At 56.8% G+C, this 16,189-nt stretch carries 16 protein-coding genes; 8 read left to right on the top strand and 8 right to left on the bottom strand.

Going from position 1 to position 16,189, the window contains the following annotated elements:
* Window positions 1–56 precede the first annotated feature (56 nt).
* The 5 genes from lldP to trmL all read left to right on the top strand — a co-directional run bounded on the left by lldP (window position 57) and on the right by trmL (window position 5,708).
* Complete coding sequence (gene lldP / locus AAER43_RS00620; RefSeq protein WP_014882014.1) at window positions 57–1,712, top strand: L-lactate permease; 1,656 nt, start codon at window positions 57–59, stop codon at window positions 1,710–1,712.
* Window positions 1,709–2,482, top strand: a complete 774-nt coding sequence (gene lldR, locus AAER43_RS00615) for a transcriptional regulator LldR (protein WP_014882013.1) — start codon at window positions 1,709–1,711, stop codon at window positions 2,480–2,482. The genes lldP and lldR overlap by 4 nt, the downstream gene beginning before the upstream one ends.
* The gene (gene lldD / locus AAER43_RS00610) at window positions 2,479–3,666 is read left to right on the top strand and encodes an FMN-dependent L-lactate dehydrogenase LldD (protein ID WP_050863128.1); all 1,188 of its coding nucleotides are present in this window, start codon (window positions 2,479–2,481) and stop codon (window positions 3,664–3,666) included. Before lldR ends, lldD begins: the two co-directional genes overlap by 4 nt.
* A gap of 182 nt (window positions 3,667–3,848) precedes the next feature.
* Window positions 3,849–5,189, top strand: a complete 1,341-nt coding sequence (locus AAER43_RS00605) for an aromatic acid/H+ symport family MFS transporter (RefSeq protein ID WP_050863127.1) — start codon at window positions 3,849–3,851, stop codon at window positions 5,187–5,189.
* 45 nt (window positions 5,190–5,234) lie between these two features.
* Window positions 5,235–5,708: a tRNA (uridine(34)/cytosine(34)/5-carboxymethylaminomethyluridine(34)-2'-O)-methyltransferase TrmL gene (trmL, locus tag AAER43_RS00600; RefSeq protein WP_014882010.1), complete on the top strand. Its 474-nt coding sequence runs from the start codon at window positions 5,235–5,237 to the stop codon at window positions 5,706–5,708.
* On the opposite strand, the gene cysE is transcribed toward trmL, so the two are convergent.
* The 5 genes from cysE to AAER43_RS00575 all read right to left on the bottom strand — a co-directional run bounded on the left by cysE (window position 5,705) and on the right by AAER43_RS00575 (window position 8,815).
* Window positions 5,705–6,526 (bottom strand): serine O-acetyltransferase, encoded by an 822-nt coding sequence (gene cysE / locus AAER43_RS00595; protein WP_008502718.1) that lies wholly within the window; start codon window positions 6,524–6,526, stop codon window positions 5,705–5,707. The two genes, trmL and cysE, sit on opposite strands and share 4 nt — an antisense overlap.
* 75 nt (window positions 6,527–6,601) lie before the next feature.
* The gene (gene gpsA / locus AAER43_RS00590) at window positions 6,602–7,621 is read right to left on the bottom strand and encodes an NAD(P)H-dependent glycerol-3-phosphate dehydrogenase (RefSeq protein WP_050863126.1); all 1,020 of its coding nucleotides are present in this window, start codon (window positions 7,619–7,621) and stop codon (window positions 6,602–6,604) included.
* Entirely contained in the window at window positions 7,621–8,088 is a 468-nt protein-coding gene (secB, locus tag AAER43_RS00585; protein ID WP_008502716.1) for a protein-export chaperone SecB, read from the bottom strand. The genes gpsA and secB overlap by 1 nt, the downstream gene beginning before the upstream one ends.
* Window positions 8,089–8,120: 32 nt before the next feature.
* Complete coding sequence (gene grxC / locus AAER43_RS00580; protein WP_014882008.1) at window positions 8,121–8,372, bottom strand: glutaredoxin 3; 252 nt, start codon at window positions 8,370–8,372, stop codon at window positions 8,121–8,123.
* A gap of 11 nt (window positions 8,373–8,383) precedes the next feature.
* Window positions 8,384–8,815: a rhodanese-like domain-containing protein gene (locus tag AAER43_RS00575; protein ID WP_014882007.1), complete on the bottom strand. Its 432-nt coding sequence runs from the start codon at window positions 8,813–8,815 to the stop codon at window positions 8,384–8,386.
* Window positions 8,816–9,061: 246 nt separating this feature from the next.
* Here AAER43_RS00575 and gpmM point away from each other — a divergent pair, with 246 nt between their 5' ends.
* From gpmM to AAER43_RS00560, 3 genes are read left to right on the top strand one after another with little or no spacing between them, the layout of a single operon-like run.
* Window positions 9,062–10,606, top strand: a complete 1,545-nt coding sequence (gene gpmM, locus AAER43_RS00570; protein WP_050863125.1) for a 2,3-bisphosphoglycerate-independent phosphoglycerate mutase — start codon at window positions 9,062–9,064, stop codon at window positions 10,604–10,606.
* A 33-nt stretch (window positions 10,607–10,639) separates the two neighbouring features.
* Window positions 10,640–11,899 carry a murein hydrolase activator EnvC gene (gene envC, locus AAER43_RS00565; RefSeq protein ID WP_342702026.1) on the top strand — a complete coding sequence of 420 codons (1,260 nt, stop codon included), beginning with the start codon at window positions 10,640–10,642 and terminating at the stop codon, window positions 11,897–11,899.
* Between the two features lie 3 nt (window positions 11,900–11,902).
* Complete coding sequence (locus tag AAER43_RS00560; protein ID WP_050863124.1) at window positions 11,903–12,835, top strand: divergent polysaccharide deacetylase family protein; 933 nt, start codon at window positions 11,903–11,905, stop codon at window positions 12,833–12,835.
* 11 nt (window positions 12,836–12,846) lie between these two features.
* Here AAER43_RS00560 and AAER43_RS00555 read toward each other — a convergent pair whose 3' ends face one another.
* The 3 genes from AAER43_RS00555 to kbl all read right to left on the bottom strand — a co-directional run bounded on the left by AAER43_RS00555 (window position 12,847) and on the right by kbl (window position 16,021).
* Entirely contained in the window at window positions 12,847–13,647 is an 801-nt protein-coding gene (locus AAER43_RS00555) for a glycosyltransferase family 2 protein (RefSeq protein WP_047343729.1), read from the bottom strand.
* A 142-nt stretch (window positions 13,648–13,789) separates the two neighbouring features.
* Complete coding sequence (tdh, locus tag AAER43_RS00550; protein WP_231069994.1) at window positions 13,790–14,815, bottom strand: L-threonine 3-dehydrogenase; 1,026 nt, start codon at window positions 14,813–14,815, stop codon at window positions 13,790–13,792.
* Window positions 14,816–14,824: 9 nt separating this feature from the next.
* Window positions 14,825–16,021: a glycine C-acetyltransferase gene (gene kbl / locus AAER43_RS00545; protein ID WP_014882000.1), complete on the bottom strand. Its 1,197-nt coding sequence runs from the start codon at window positions 16,019–16,021 to the stop codon at window positions 14,825–14,827.
* Window positions 16,022–16,189 lie beyond the last annotated feature (168 nt).

Raw genomic sequence — 16,189 nt, 5'->3', positions numbered from 1 at the left:
AGAGATGAGCGGAGACTCACCCGCCGCGCAGGTTATCTGGTCCCCAGGAGACCTGCATGAGCCTCTGGCAACAAAACTACGACCCGGCCGGAAATATCTGGCTGTCGAGCCTGATCGCATCGCTTCCGATCCTGTTCTTCTTCTTTGCGCTGATTAAGCTCAAGCTGAAGGGCTACCTTGCCGCGACGTACACCGTTGCCATCGCTCTGCTGGTGGCGCTGTTCTTCTACAAAATGCCGGTCGATCGCGCGCTGGCCTCCGTTGTCTACGGTTTCTTCTACGGTCTGTGGCCAATTGCGTGGATCATCATCGCCGCTGTCTTTGTCTATAAAATTTCGGTGAAAACCGGGCAGTTCGACATCATCCGCTCGTCGATTCTCTCCATCACGCCGGACCAGCGCCTGCAGATGCTGATTGTCGGCTTCTCCTTCGGGGCGTTTTTGGAAGGTGCCGCCGGATTTGGCGCACCGGTCGCCATTACGGCCGCCCTGCTGGTGGGCCTCGGCTTTAACCCGCTTTATGCCGCGGGCCTGTGCCTGATTGTGAATACCGCCCCGGTGGCGTTTGGCGCAATGGGGATTCCGATTCTGGTCGCCGGACAGGTGACCGGGCTGGATAGCTTTGAGATCGGCCAGATGGTGGGTCGCCAGCTGCCGTTCCTGACCATCATCGTGCTGTTCTGGATCATGGCGATTATGGACGGCTGGCGCGGCGTGAAAGAGACGTGGCCTGCTGTAATGGTGGCGGGCGGTTCGTTCGCCATCGCGCAATACCTGAGCTCAAACTTCCTCGGTCCGGAGCTGCCGGACATTATCTCGTCGCTGGTCTCGCTGGTCTGCCTGACCCTGTTCCTGAAACGCTGGCAGCCGGTACGTATTTTCCGCTTCGCCGACATGGGTGCCTCGCAGGTCGATCAAACCCTGGCACGCACGGGCTATACCGCAGGGCAGGTGATCCGTGCCTGGTCACCGTTCCTGTTCCTGACCGCAACGGTAACGCTGTGGAGCATCCCGCCGTTTAAAGCCCTGTTCGCCCCGGGCGGCGCGCTGTACGACATGGTGATTAACATCTCCGTGCCGTTCCTCGACAAAATGGTCGCCCGCATGCCGCCAGTCGTGCATGCCGCTACACCGTATGCCGCGGTCTATAAGTTCGACTGGTTCTCCGCCACCGGGACCGCCATCCTGTTTGCCGCGATCCTTTCCGTGGTGTGGCTGCGCATGAAGCCTGCCGCCGCGGTGCAGACCTTCGCAGCGACGATTAAAGAGCTGATGCTGCCGATTTACTCCATCGGCATGGTGCTGGCGTTCGCGTTTATCTCGAACTACTCCGGCCTGTCATCGACGCTGGCACTGGCGCTGGCCCATACCAGCCACGCCTTCACCTTCTTCTCACCGTTCCTCGGCTGGCTGGGTGTGTTCCTGACCGGGTCAGATACCTCGTCGAACGCCCTGTTTGCTGCACTGCAGGCTACGGCAGCCCAGCAGATTGGCGTGTCGGATGTCCTGCTGGTCGCTGCGAACACCACCGGCGGCGTGACCGGGAAAATGATCTCCCCGCAATCCATCGCCATTGCCTGTGCGGCGGTGGGACTGGTCGGTAAAGAGTCGGATCTGTTCCGCTTTACCGTAAAACACAGCCTGATATTCACCTGCATGGTCGGGGTGATCACCACCCTGCAGGCTTATGTCTTAACCTGGATGATCCCATGATAGTGATGCCCAGACGCCTGTCCGACGAGATAGCCTCTCGCGTACGGGCGCTGATTGAAGAACAACAGCTGGAAGCGGGCATGAAGTTGCCCGCTGAACGCCAGCTCGCCGCCCAGCTTGGTGTATCGCGTAATTCCCTGCGTGAAGCGCTGGCCACGCTGGTCAGCGAAGGGGTACTGGTGAGCCGTCGCGGCGGCGGCACCTTTGTGCGCTGGCAGCATGACGACTGGTCCGAGCAAAACATCGTTCAGCCGCTGAAGACGCTGATGGAAAATGACCCGGACTACAGCTTTGACATCCTCGAAGCGCGTCACGCCATCGAGACCAGCACCGCCTGGCATGCGGCCATGCGGGCAACCGAGGCCGACAAAGAGAAGCTCAAAGCCTGCTTTGAGGCCACGCAAAGCAGCGACCCGGATATCGCCTCCCAGGCTGACGTGCGTTTTCACCTGGCCATTGCCGAAGCGTCGCACAATGTGGTTCTGCTCCAGACCATGCGCGGGTTCTTCGACCTGTTGCAATCCTCTGTCAAACAAAGCCGCCAGCGCATGTACCTGGTTCCGCCGGTGTTTGCCCAGCTGACTGAACAACACGAGGCGGTGCTTAACGCCATTCTGGCCGGTGATGCCGAGGCCGCACGCAAGGCGATGATGGCGCATCTCGGCTTCGTTCACACCACCATTAAACGATTCGATGAAGACCAGGCCCGACAGGCGCGTATTACCCGTCTGCCTGGCGACAGTGATATTTCCAGGGAGAACAAAGCATGATCATTTCAGCAGCCAGTGACTATCGCGCCGCGGCGCAGCGCATTTTGCCCCCGTTCCTGTTCCACTACATCGACGGCGGGGCGTATGCCGAATACACCCTGCGCCGCAATGTGGAAGACTTGTCAGAGGTGGCCCTGCGTCAGCGCGTGCTGAAGAATATGTCTGACCTGAGCCTTGAGACGACGCTGTTCAACGAAACGCTCTCCATGCCGGTCGCCCTCGCCCCCGTCGGCCTATGCGGTATGTACGCCCGTCGTGGCGAAGTGCAGGCGGCGGCGGCCGCGGATGCCAGGGGTATTCCGTTTACCCTCTCTACCGTCTCCGTCTGCCCGATTGAAGAGGTCGCGCCGACCATCAAGCGTCCGATGTGGTTCCAGCTGTACGTACTGCGCGATCGCGGTTTTATGCGTAACGCGCTGGAGCGCGCCAAAGCGGCGGGCTGTTCCACGCTGGTCTTTACCGTCGATATGCCAACGCCGGGCGCGCGCTACCGCGACGCCCACTCCGGCATGAGCGGCCCGAATGCCGCTCTGCGCCGCTACTGGCAGGCGGTGACGCACCCGCAGTGGGCGTGGGATGTGGGTCTGAACGGACGTCCGCACGATCTGGGCAATATCTCGGCTTACCTCGGTAAACCGACCGGGCTGGAAGATTACATCGGCTGGCTGGCGAACAACTTCGATCCGTCCATCTCCTGGAAAGACCTGGAGTGGATCCGCGAATTCTGGGACGGCCCGATGGTGATCAAAGGGATCCTCGACCCGGAAGATGCCCGCGACGCGGTACGTTTTGGCGCAGACGGCATTGTGGTCTCAAACCACGGCGGGCGTCAGCTCGACGGTGTGCTCTCCTCAGCACGCGCGCTGCCCGCCATTGCCGATGCGGTGAAAGGCGATATCGCGATTCTGGCCGACAGCGGCATTCGCAACGGGCTGGATGTGGTACGCATGATCGCGCTCGGCGCCGACAGCGTGCTGCTGGGCCGTGCGTATCTGTACGCGCTGGCGACGGCAGGTCAGGCTGGCGTGGCGAACCTGCTTGACCTGATCGAAAAAGAGATGAAAGTCGCGATGACGCTGACCGGTGCGAAAACCATTAGCGAAATCAGCAAAGACTCTCTGGTGCAGGAGTTAAGTCGATTACCGGCGGCGCTGGCTCCCCTTGTGCAGGGAAACGCTGCCTGAATACCCCTCCTGTTAACACCGCTGTTCACGCGCCCGGTTCCCCCTTCGGGCGCTTTTTTTTGCCGAAAATAACACTTAGATAACAAATTGGATAAGAAAATTTGACATATTTACTCCCTCCGCAATTGTATAGACAAGCAAATACAAGAACACAAAAACAACATCACATCGGAGAGGAGCATATGACGTATTCAGGCAAGGTCGATATTCAGCAGGTGATCGATGAGAGTCCCTTTTCAGGGTTTCACTGGCTTCTTATCGTACTGGGCTTTCTGGTTCTGGCGATCGATGGATTTGATACCGCAGCAATGGGTTACATCGCCCCTACGCTGTCGGCAGAATGGGGGATACATAAACAGGATCTGGGGCCGGTGCTGAGCGCAGCCCTGCTGGGCTTGTCGCTGGGTGCCCTCATTGCAGGCCCGGTATCGGACAAGATGGGGCGCAAGCGCGTGCTGGTCTTCTCCTGCCTGTTCTTCGGCCTTGCAAGCCTGGGCACGGCCTGGGCGCAAACTCTGAATACGCTGACGTTGTGGCGTTTTCTGACGGGCCTTAGCCTCGGTGCCGCAATGCCAAACGCCATCACGTTGATTTCCGAGTTTGCCCCCCAGCGCTGCCGCGCCATGGCGATTAATACCATGTACTGCGGCTTCCCTCTGGGTGCCGCAGGGGGCGGTGCGATCTCTTCGTGGCTTATTCCCCACCATGGCTGGCGAAGCGTGCTGCTGACGGGTGCAATTGCGCCGCTGATTTTGACGCTGCTGCTGGCGCTATTTTTGCCGGAGTCGGTGAAGTTTCTGGTGCAGCGCGGGAAGGACGTCATGCAGATCCGCCGTATCGCCAGCCGGTTCAGCCGCAGCACCCTGGAGAGCGTTACCGGCTTTTTCCTGGCAGAGGAAAAAGTCGCTTCTAAGAAAGGGAGCGTGGCGCAGCTCTTCTCCATGCCCTGGCTGCCCGGCACACTGATGCTGTGGGTCACTTACTTTATGGGGCTGGTGATTTACTACGTCCTGCTGAGCTGGATGCCGACCCTGATGCAGGGGATGGGCTATGCGCTGGCGGAATCCGCCTGGCTCACCTCGCTGTTCACCTTCGGCGGTACCGCAGGCATTCTGCTCGCGGGCTGGATGATGGATCGCTGGGAGGCACACAAAGTGGTCGCGGGTGGCTTTGTGCTGACAATGGGTCTCATTCTGTTACTGGGCATTGAGCATAATCATATCGCCCTGTTTGGCGGGTTGATTTTCCTGATGGGAATCGCGATGAACGGGGCGCAATCGGGCATGCAAACCCTGGCAGCGACTTTTTACCCAACAGAGTGCCGCGCAACGGGTATTGCCTGGATGCAGGGGATCGGCCGCTTTGGCGGCGTGGCGGGAACCATGACCAGCGCTCAGCTGCTTTCCCTGCAGTGGCAGGCGGACAGTATTTTGATGATCCTCAGCGTGCCTGCCCTGGTCGCCGCAGCGGCAACGTGCTACAAAATGCTGCGTTGCCGTGCGCAGGAACCTGGCGTCGCGTAATTGCTCACTTTTCTGCTATTCTGCCCCCGCAATTAAGGGGGCAGCATGCTTAACATCGTTTTATTCGAACCAGAAATTCCGCCGAATACCGGCAATATCATCCGCCTGTGTGCCAACACCGGCTTTCGTCTGCACATCATTGAGCCGATGGGCTTTACGTGGGACGACAAGCGTCTGCGTCGCGCGGGGCTGGATTACCATGAATTTACTGCCGTCGTGCGCCATCATGATTACGCCGCGTTTCTGGAAAGCGAAAAGCCGCAGCGCATGTTCGCCCTGACCACCAAAGGCACGCCAGCGCACAGCGCCGTGAGCTATCAGGACGGTGACTATCTGATGTTTGGCCCGGAAACCCGCGGCCTGCCAGCCACGATTCTGGATGCCCTGCCCGCTGAGCAGAAAATCCGTATTCCGATGATGCCGGACAGCCGCAGCATGAACCTGTCGAACGCGGTGTCGGTGGTGGTGTATGAAGCATGGCGCCAGCTGGGGTACCCGGGCGCCATTCTCAGAAGTTAAATGCCGTCACCATACTCAAACGTATGGTGGATACCGTTGAAGTGCTGATCCATATCCATGGACGGCTTATCGCTGTCTGGTTTGCCGACGATACGCGCCGGTACGCCAGCCGCGGTGGTGTGCGGCGGAACCGGCTGGAGCACAACCGACCCTGCGCCAATCTTCGCGCCGCGTCCGACTTCGATGTTGCCGAGGATTTTGGCACCCGCGCCAATCATCACCCCTTCACGAATTTTCGGATGGCGATCGCCGCTGGTTTTACCGGTACCGCCAAGGGTAACCGACTGCAGGATCGAAACGTCGTCTTCAATCACCGCCGTCTCACCCACAACAATGCCGGTGGCGTGGTCGAGCATAATTCCACGGCCAATTTTCGCTGCCGGGTGAATATCGACCTGGAAGGTCACGGAGACCTGATTTTGCAGGAAGATTGCCAGCGCGCGGCGGCCTTCATTCCATAGCCAGTGGCCGATGCGATACGCCTGCAGGGCGTGGAAGCCTTTCAGGTATAGCAGAGGCGTAGAGTATTTATCTACCGCCGGGTCACGCGTACGCACGGCCTGAATATCACAGGCGGCAGAGGCGATCATTTCCGGGTCAGCGGCGTATGCCTCCTCCACCACTTCACGGATGGCGATAGCAGGCATAATCGAGGAAGCCAGCTTGTTGGCGAGCATGTAGCTGAGAGCACTGCCAAGGTTTTCGTGTTTAAGTAGCGTAGCGTGGTAAAAACTGGCCAGCATAGGCTCACAGTCGGCCAGCGCCCGGGCTTCGGCTTTAATATTGTTCCAGACGATATCCAGTTCTTCACACGGCATTGCTTACTCCAGACGATAAGTTAATGACCAGCCAGTTCTGCGCTGGCTGGGTCATTCAGGTGACAATGGTTCCGACTACTTACTGCTGCGCTCGTCCTTGCGCGCACGACCTAATAAGGTCAATGCTGCCTCGCGCGCATTTTTTCCGCAATACAATACCTGATAAATTTCCTCGGTTATTGGCATTTCGACACCAAACCGGTGCGCCAATTCGCGGACTTCTTTGGTATTGCGGTAGCCTTCCACCACCTGTCCAATCTTCTGCTGCGCGCTTTTTACATCGCTGCCCTGTCCGAGCATCATGCCAAAGCGGCGGTTACGAGACTGGTTGTCGGTACAGGTCAGCACCAGATCGCCCAGACCCGCCATCCCCATAAAGGTGGCCGGATCGGCGCCCAGCGCCTCGCCAAGACGGGACATCTCGGTTAAGCCGCGGGTAATCAACGCCGTACGGGCGTTGGCGCCAAAGCCAATACCGTCAGACATCCCGGCACCGATAGCAATCACGTTCTTCACCGCACCGCCCAGCTGGACACCGATAAAATCAGGGTTGCTGTAGACGCGGAAGCTCTTGCCACAGTGCAGCAGATGCTGGAGATCGTCGGAGAAAGCCTGGTCAGTGGATGCCAGCGAGATCGCCGTCGGCAGGCCAGCAGCCAGCTCTTTGGCAAAGGTCGGACCGGAGATGACCGCCAGCGGGATCGCATCACCCAGCGCTTCGCGGGCAACGTCCTGCAGCAGGCGTCCGGTTTCCGCTTCAAGACCTTTGGTTGCCCAGACAATACGGGCATCCGGGCGCATCAGCGGCTTAATCTGACGCAGCACTTCGCCAAACACATGGCTCGGGACGACAATCAGAATGTTGCGGCTGGCCGCCAGCGCGGTCGCAAGATCGCTTTCCAGGTGCAGGGAGTCAGGGAACGGAACGTCCGGGAGAAACGCCACATTGCAACGGTCGTGCTGCAGCGTGGCGATATGTTTTGGATCGTGGCCCCACAGGACCACGTCGTGACCATTTCTTGCCAGCGTGATGGCAAGAGCGGTGCCGTATGAGCCGGCACCGATCACAGTCATTGAAGCATTAACAGTGCTCATCAGGCATCCTGATGTTGTTCAGCACCTTCGCCAGCTTGCTGCTGCAGATAGTTCATGAACAGCGCATCAAAGTTAACTGGCGCAAGGTTCAGTTGCGGGAATGTACCGCGAGAAACCAGGCTGGTGATGCATTCGCGCGCATACGGGAACAGGATGTTCGGGCAGTATGCACCCAGGCAATGCGCCATCTGGTTGCCTTCGATGCCGCCGATGGAGAAGATGCCGCCCTGCTGTACTTCACACAGGAACGCGGTTTCTTCGCCCAGAGAGGCGGTCACGGTCACACGCAGTACAACTTCATACACGTCATCTGCCAGTTGGGTAGATGCGGTATCCAGATCAAGTTTAACCTCTGGCTGCCAGTCTTTCTGGAAAACGTGCGGCGCATTTGGCGCTTCAAAAGAGACATCTTTCGTGTAGATGCGCTGGATCTGGAAAATCATTTCATTATTGCTTTGTTCTGACATGGAAAAACCCTTTTTAATTGTCCTAAAGTCTCTTAGCTCAGCAGCGGATCGAGTCCACCACGGGCGTCGAGCGCATACAAGTCATCACAGCCGCCAATGTGCTGCGCATCAATAAAAATCTGCGGAACCGTCGTACGACCACTACGTTGGATCATCTCTTCGCGTTTAACCGCGTCACCGTCGATCGGCAGTTCCTTGAACGTGACGCCTTTGCTGTTCAGCAGCGCTTTCGCACGGTGGCAGAACGGGCACGTCGCTTTGGTGTAGATCTCAATATTGGCCATGACTGAACTCCTTATTTACCGCGAACCAAAGGAAGATTTTCCCCGCTCCAGCCGGAGATCCCTTCTTTCAGTACCGTTACATTTTCGAAGCCCGCTTTATAAAGCGCGCTGGCAGATTCTTGCGCCTGCATACCGGTTGCATCAACAACGATAATTGGCTGGGCTTTGTGTTTTTCAAGCTCACCCACGTTGTTCGCTTTGATTTCAGCTGGCAGCAGGTTGATTGCGCCTGCAATGTGACCTTTACGGAAATCGTCACGCTGACGCAGATCGACAACGACGGCATCTTCTTTGTTGATCAGACGCGTCGCTTCACCACGGGTGATAACCTTAATCTTAGACGTCAGGCTCTTAAATGTGGTGAACAGCACAGCAGCCAGCAGGCCAATCCACGCGATGCTCAGAACCGGATGGCGGCTAACGAATTGCATAATTTCTTGCATGGAGGGTAACTACTCCCGACTAAGTGATAAAAAAACCAGGACAGGAGTATACCTGTGCGTTCTGGCAAATACAGCCAGCGACCCTAACCTAATCCATTTTCTGCGGCATGCCACCTAAAAAAATGCCTCAAAATGGTCCGGTCAGCGCCTTGCCCCTGCGCTTTCTTTGATCTTCTGCGGCTATTTGATCGATTCAGCTGTAGTAAAATTACGCAAATTTTGACTCTTGAGCATGAGGTTGTTGCAATGTCGGTTTCTAAAAAACCTATGGTACTGGTGATTCTGGATGGCTATGGCTACCGTGAAGACAGCCAGGATAACGCTATTTTCAGCGCAAAAACCCCGGTGATGGATGCGCTGTGGGCGAAACGTCCCCATACCCTGATCGATGCATCCGGTCTGGAAGTCGGTCTGCCAGATCGCCAGATGGGCAACTCCGAAGTCGGTCACGTTAACCTGGGCGCGGGCCGTATCGTCTATCAGGACCTGACCCGTCTGGATGTCGAAATCAAAGAACGCACCTTCTTCGCGAACCCGGTTCTTTGCGGCGCGGTAGATAAAGCCGTTGCGGCAGGTAAAGCCGTGCACATCATGGGCTTGCTCTCCGCGGGCGGTGTACACAGCCACGAAGACCACATCATGGCGATGGTTGAACTGGCCGCCGAGCGCGGTGCAGAAAAAATCTATCTGCACGCCTTCCTGGATGGTCGCGATACGCCACCGCGCAGCGCAAAAGGCTCTCTGCAAGCCTTCGAAGAGAAATTTGCCGCACTGGGCAAAGGCCGCGTCGCCTCCATCATTGGTCGTTACTACGCCATGGACCGCGACAACCGCTGGGATCGCGTTGAACAGGCCTATGACCTGATGACCCTGGCAAAAGGTGAGTTCCAGTTCGCGACGGCCGTTGAAGCCCTGGAAGCCGCTTATGCACGTGATGAAAACGATGAATTCGTGAAAGCGACCGTGATTCGTGCTGAAAGCCAGCCCGATGCCGCCATGGAAGATGGCGATGCGCTGATCTTCATGAACTTCCGCGCTGACCGCGCGCGTGAAATCACCCGTGCTTTCGTCAACAGCGACTTCGACGGTTTTGCCCGTAAGAAAGTGGTAAACCTCGACTTCATCCAGCTGACCGAATACGCGGCAGACATCAAAGCCCCATGCGCGTATCCACCAGCCTCGCTGGCTAATACCTTCGGCGAGTGGATGGCGAAGAATGACAAAACGCAGCTGCGTATTTCCGAAACCGAAAAATATGCGCACGTGACCTTCTTCTTTAACGGCGGCGTGGAAGAGCCGTTCAAAGGTGAAGAGCGCATTCTGATCAACTCACCGAAAGTCGCGACTTACGATCTGCAGCCAGAGATGAGCTCTGCTGAGCTGACTGAAAAACTGGTCGCGGCCATCAAGAGCGGCAAGTACGACACCATCATCTGTAACTACCCGAATGGCGACATGGTCGGTCATACCGGCGTGATGGAAGCCGCCGTGAAAGCGGTTGAAGCACTGGATCACTGCGTTGAGCAGGTTGCAAAAACGGTTGAGTCCGTAGGCGGTCAGTTGCTGATCACCGCTGACCACGGTAACGCGGAACAGATGCGCGACCCGGCAACGGGCCAGGCGCATACCGCTCACACCAACCTGCCTGTTCCGCTGATTTATGTCGGTGATAAATCACTGAAAGCAGTGGAAGGCGGCAAGCTTTCTGACATCGCGCCAACCATGTTGTCGCTGATGGGTATGCCGATCCCTGAAGAGATGACTGGTAAGCCGCTGTTCATCGTGGAATAATCCCTCCCCATGAGGGGAAAGGCGATTTTTTCAATCACATGGGTCGTGAAGCCGCTTAGGTTATCAGTCAGACCCCTGCTTTGCGCCAGCGCACTCAGCGCTGGCGTATTGCTGTGCGCCGCATCCGCCCACGCGGACGATCGCGACCAGTTGAAATCCATTCAGGCGGATATCGCCGCTAAAGAGCGTGCGGTACGCCAGCAACAACAGCAACGCTCCGCCCTGCTCGCCCAGCTTAAGCAGCAGGAAGAAGCTATTTCGGCCGCAGCCCGTAAGCTCCGTGAAACGCAAGATACCCTCGCTCAGTTGAATAAACAGATCGACGAGATGAACGCGTCGATTGCCAAACTGGAGCGCCAGCGTGATGCACAGGAGCGCAATCTTGCCGCACAGCTTGATGCCGCTTTCCGACAGGGTGAACACACCGGCCTTCAGTTAATCCTCAGCGGAGAAGAGAGCCAGCGCGGTCAGCGTCTGCAGGCCTACTTTGGTTATCTGAACCAGGCGCGTCAGGAGACCATTGCGCAGTTGAAACAAACGCGTGAAGAGGTCTCCACCCAAAAAGCTGAGCTGGAAGAGAAGCAGAGTCAGCAGCAGACGTTGCTCTACGAACAAAAAGCGCAGCAGGCGAAACTTGAGCAGGCCCGTAACGAGCGCAAGAAAACCCTTTCCGGTCTTGAGTCCTCCATTCAGCAAGGTCAGAGCCAGCTGAGTGAAATGCGTGCCAACGAATCAAAACTGCGTAACAGTATCGCCCGTGCCGAAGCCGCGGCGAAAGCGCGTGCCGAAAAAGAGGCCCGCGAGGCACAGGCTGTCCGCGACAAGCAGCAGGAAGCCTCCCGCAAAGGTACCACCTACAAGCCAAGCGAAAGCGAACGTTCCCTGATGTCGCGTACCGGCGGTCTGGTTTCCCCACGCGGTCAGGCCTACTGGCCCGTTCGCGGTACGCTTCTGCATCGTTATGGCGAACAGCTGCAGGGTGAGCTACGTTGGAAAGGGATCGTTATCGGTGCGTCTGAAGGTAGTGAAGTAAAAGCCATTGCCGATGGACGAGTGATTCTGGCCGACTGGCTGCAGGGTTACGGTCTTGTGGTAGTGGTTGAGCACGGTAAAGGCGACATGAGTCTTTACGGCTACAATCAGAGCGCACTGGTCAGCGTTGGCACACAGGTGCGCGCAGGCCAACCCATCGCCCTTGTGGGCAGCAGTGGCGGTCAGGGCCGCCCGTCACTCTATTTCGAAATTCGTCGTCAGGGTCAGGCGGTCAATCCACAGCCGTGGTTGGGAAGATAAGTTTTGCTTCAATTTCGTCGAATGGTTCTCTCCGTCGTCAGCGCGCTGGCGCTGGCTGCACCGGTATACGCAGGTAAACTCGCCATCGTGATTGATGACTTCGGTTATCGTCCGCACTATGAAAATCAGGTGCTGGCGATGCCGCCAGCCATCTCTGTCGCCGTCCTTCCGAATGCGCCTCACGCCCGTGAGATGGCGACCAAAGCCCACAACAGCGGACATCAGGTCCTCATCCATCTGCCGATGGCACCGCTCAGTAAACAGCCGCTGGAAAAAGATACGCTTCGTCCGGATATGAGCAGCGATGAGATCGAGCGCATCATCCGTGACGCTTACAACAACGTGCCGTATGCCGTTGGCCTGAACAACCATATGGGTAGCGCGATGACCTCCAGCCTGTACGGCATGCTAAAAGTGATGCGGGCGCTGGAACGCTACAACCTCTACTTCCTCGACAGCATGACCATCGGCAACAGCCAGGCGATGCGTGCCGCTCAGGGAACGGGAGTGAAGGTGATCAAGCGCAAGGTGTTCCTGGATGATACTCAGAACGAGGCCGACATTCGCGTGCAGTTCAATCGCGCCGTGCAGCTCGCCCGACGTAATGGTTCAGCCATTGCCATCGGCCACCCGCATCCTTCTACGGTGCGCGTTTTGCAGCAGATGTTGCCGACCTTGCCTCCAGATATCACACTGGTACGTCCGAGCGATCTGCTCAATGAGCCGCAGGTCGATACATCTCGCCCGGGTAGTGCACAACCACCCGCAACGCAGCCGCGTAACCCGTTCCGTGGCGTGAAGAATTGCAAGCTGAAACAACCGCCTGAACCGGTGCATGCAACCCGCTTCTTCGCGGTCATCAGCGAAAGCGTGAGCCAGAGTACGCTGGTGCAATACTTCCAGCACCAGTGGCAGGGATGGGGTAAGAAATCCTGATTGCTTGCCCCTTATTTCGCAATCTGTGAGTCCGTCTGCTTATTAGCAACGGGCTCTTTTTTCTCCTGATGCTGATACCAGGATTTGAAATACTTCAAAAAGCTGTAGGCCGTCGCATAAAGCCCCGTCACGACCCCAACCTTGCCCTGGCGCCAGGCGCCGCTGAACAGATACCATTTGAAGAAAGCCCCGATGGCACTGATGATGCCGCGTCCTATCGAGGGCCGAACCGCCTGATATTTCACCAGTCTAGTGGTATAGCCGTTGAGCTTGTTGAACACTTCATGCAGGTTATAAAAGGTGTCGTGACGCACCCGACCCGGCATTTTCACGGCGACAATATTGCCTTCAACTTTGTCATCCACTGGTCGTTGGTTGAAACGAGCCAGTGTACGATTGAACAGGCGCACCGGGAAATCAGGAGAGGAAACAGGATAGATTGTACGCACTTCCTCACCCAGCACATGCCAGTACCGGGCGATACGCCATGCGCGATCGGCGGAAGGTTCATCCCCGGCTTTGAGGGTCAGAATAAAGTCGACAGTTTCTGCGTCCAGAATCTCGTCGCTATCAATACACAGCACCCAGTCATTGCTCGCAAGGTCGATCGCATGGTTCATCTGCACGCCATGCATAGTATAGGGGTGATGGTAAAGGGAGAGGCTATACTCGCGGCAAATAGAAAGAGTGGCATCAGTACTGCCGGAATCCAGAACGACAATTTCATCTGCCACTGTCAGCAGCGGAGGGATCACCTCGCGCAGCAAACGCGCTGAATTACAGGTCAATAAACAAACGGTAAGCTTGAACATAGGCACTGTAAATGTAAACGGATCGTCAACAAACTTTATAAGTGTGTGGATAAAAAAGCGAAGGAAAAATCAAAATAATCTGATTGCGGATGTAAGAAATGTGAAGAAGCCGAAAAAAAAACGCCCGAAGGCGCTTTTTCTGTTAATCCCAGCTCAAAATAACTTTCCCAGACTGACCTGAACGCATCGCGTCAAAGCCTTTCTGGAACTCATCAACTGAGAAGCGGTGAGTAATAATCGGGGACAGATCCAGACCAGACTGGATTAATGCCGCCATCTTGTACCAGGTTTCGAACATTTCACGGCCATAAATGCCTTTGATGAACAGCCCCTTGAAGATGACCTTGTTCCAGTCGATAGACATATCTGACGGCGGAATACCCAACATCGCGATACGGCCACCGTGATTCATGGTGTCGAGCATGGTGCGGAACGCCGGTGGCGCACCGGACATCTCCAGACCTACGTCAAAGCCTTCGGTCATGCCCAGCTCTTCCATCACGTCGGTCAGACTCTCTTTGGAAACATCCACCGCGCGGGTGACGCCCATTTTACGCGCCAGCGACAGACGGTATTCGTTCACGTCGGTGATCACCACGTTACGCGCGCCTACATGCTTCGCCACGGCTGCCGCCATAATGCCAATGGGGCCCGCGCCAGACACCAGCACGTCCTCACCCACCAGGTCGAAGGAGAGTGCCGTGTGTACCGCGTTACCGAACGGGTCAAAGATGGAGGCCAGATCGTCAGAGATATTGTCCGGGATTTTGAACGCGTTAAACGCCGGGATCACCAGGTATTCCGCGAAGCAGCCCGGACGGTTTACGCCCACGCCAATGGTATTACGGCACAGGTGCGTACGCCCGCCGCGGCAGTTGCGGCAGTGGCCGCAGGTGATATGGCCTTCCCCGGAGACGCGGTCGCCAATCTGGAAGCCTTTGACTTCCTGACCAATGCCAACCACTTCACCCACATATTCGTGACCGACAACCATCGGGACCGGAATGGTTTTCTGTGACCACTGGTCCCAGTTGTAGATGTGAACGTCAGTACCGCAGATGGCGGTTTTACTAATTTTGATCAGCAGATCGTTATGACCGACTTCCGGCTCCGGCACGTCGGTCATCCAAATCCCTTCTTCCGCTTTCAGTTTGGATAACGCTTTCATCACACGTCCTCAGGCAATTACGCCCAGCTGTTTGCCGATGCGGGTAAAGGCTTCCACCGCACGTTCAATTTGTTCAGGCGAATGCGCCGCAGACATCTGGGTGCGGATACGCGCCTGGCCTTTTGGTACCACCGGGAAGAAGAACCCGGTGACATAAATCCCTTCTTTCTGCAGTTCACGAGCAAATTGCTGCGCCACGACCGCATCACCCAGCATCACCGGGATGATGGCGTGATCGGCACCGGCCAGGGTGAAACCTGCGGCGCTCATTTTTTCACGGAACAGACGGGCGTTCGACCACAGGCGATCGCGCAGCCCCGCGCCGGACTCCACCATCTCCAGTACCTTGATGGAGGCGGCAACAATGGCCGGCGCCAGGGAGTTGGAGAACAGATACGGGCGGGAGCGCTGACGCAGCCATTCAACCACCTCTTTACGCGCAGCGGTATAACCACCGGACGCGCCGCCGAGCGCTTTGCCCAACGTACCGGTGATGATATCCACGCGGCCCATCACGTCACAGTATTCGTGGGAACCGCGGCCATTTTCGCCGACAAAACCGACCGCGTGAGAGTCATCGACCATGACCAGCGCGTCGTATTTATCCGCCAGGTCACAGACACCTTTCAAGTTAGCGATCACACCGTCCATGGAGAACACGCCGTCGGTGGCGATCAGCACGTGGCGAGCACCCGCTTCACGGGCCTCTTTCAGGCGCGCTTCCAGTTCAACCATGTCGTTGTTGGCATAGCGGAAACGCTTCGCTTTACACAGGCGTACGCCGTCGATGATGGAGGCGTGGTTCAGGGCGTCGGAGATAATCGCATCTTCTGCGCCAAGCAGGGTCTCAAACAGACCGCCGTTGGCGTCGAAGCAGGAGGAGTAGAGAATCGCGTCTTCCATTCCAAGGAAGCTCGCCAGCTTTTGCTCAAGCTGCTTGTGGCTATCCTGGGTACCGCAAATAAAGCGTACGGAGGCCATACCGAAACCGTGAGTATCCATGCCGTTTTTCGCTGCGGCAATCAGCTCAGGGTGATTCGCAAGACCTAAGTAGTTGTTCGCACAAAAGTTGATCACGTGGCTGCCGTCGGCAACGGTGATGTCCGCCTGCTGAGCAGACGTGATAATACGCTCTTCCTTGAACAACCCTTCCGCACGTGCGGTGTCGAGGTCGCTGTTTAACTGTTTGTAAAAATCACCACGCATTGCAATTCTCCAGACTCGGCAAATTTCGGGACATATTACCCAAACCTATAGTTCATGACGAGATGACGCAGTATCTCTTGTCGTTTTTGCAGCATAAATCACGTGTACCCCTACCGCATATCGGTGAATGGCTGAAGACAGGGCATTGTGATGATATGATAGAAACAT

Origin of the sequence: Enterobacter sp. FUJ80071 (assembly GCF_038739915.1) — a bacterium.
In the GTDB taxonomy this organism is placed as follows: Bacteria; Pseudomonadota; Gammaproteobacteria; order Enterobacterales; family Enterobacteriaceae; genus Enterobacter; species Enterobacter kobei.
This window is presented reverse-complemented; position numbering and strand designations above follow the sequence as displayed.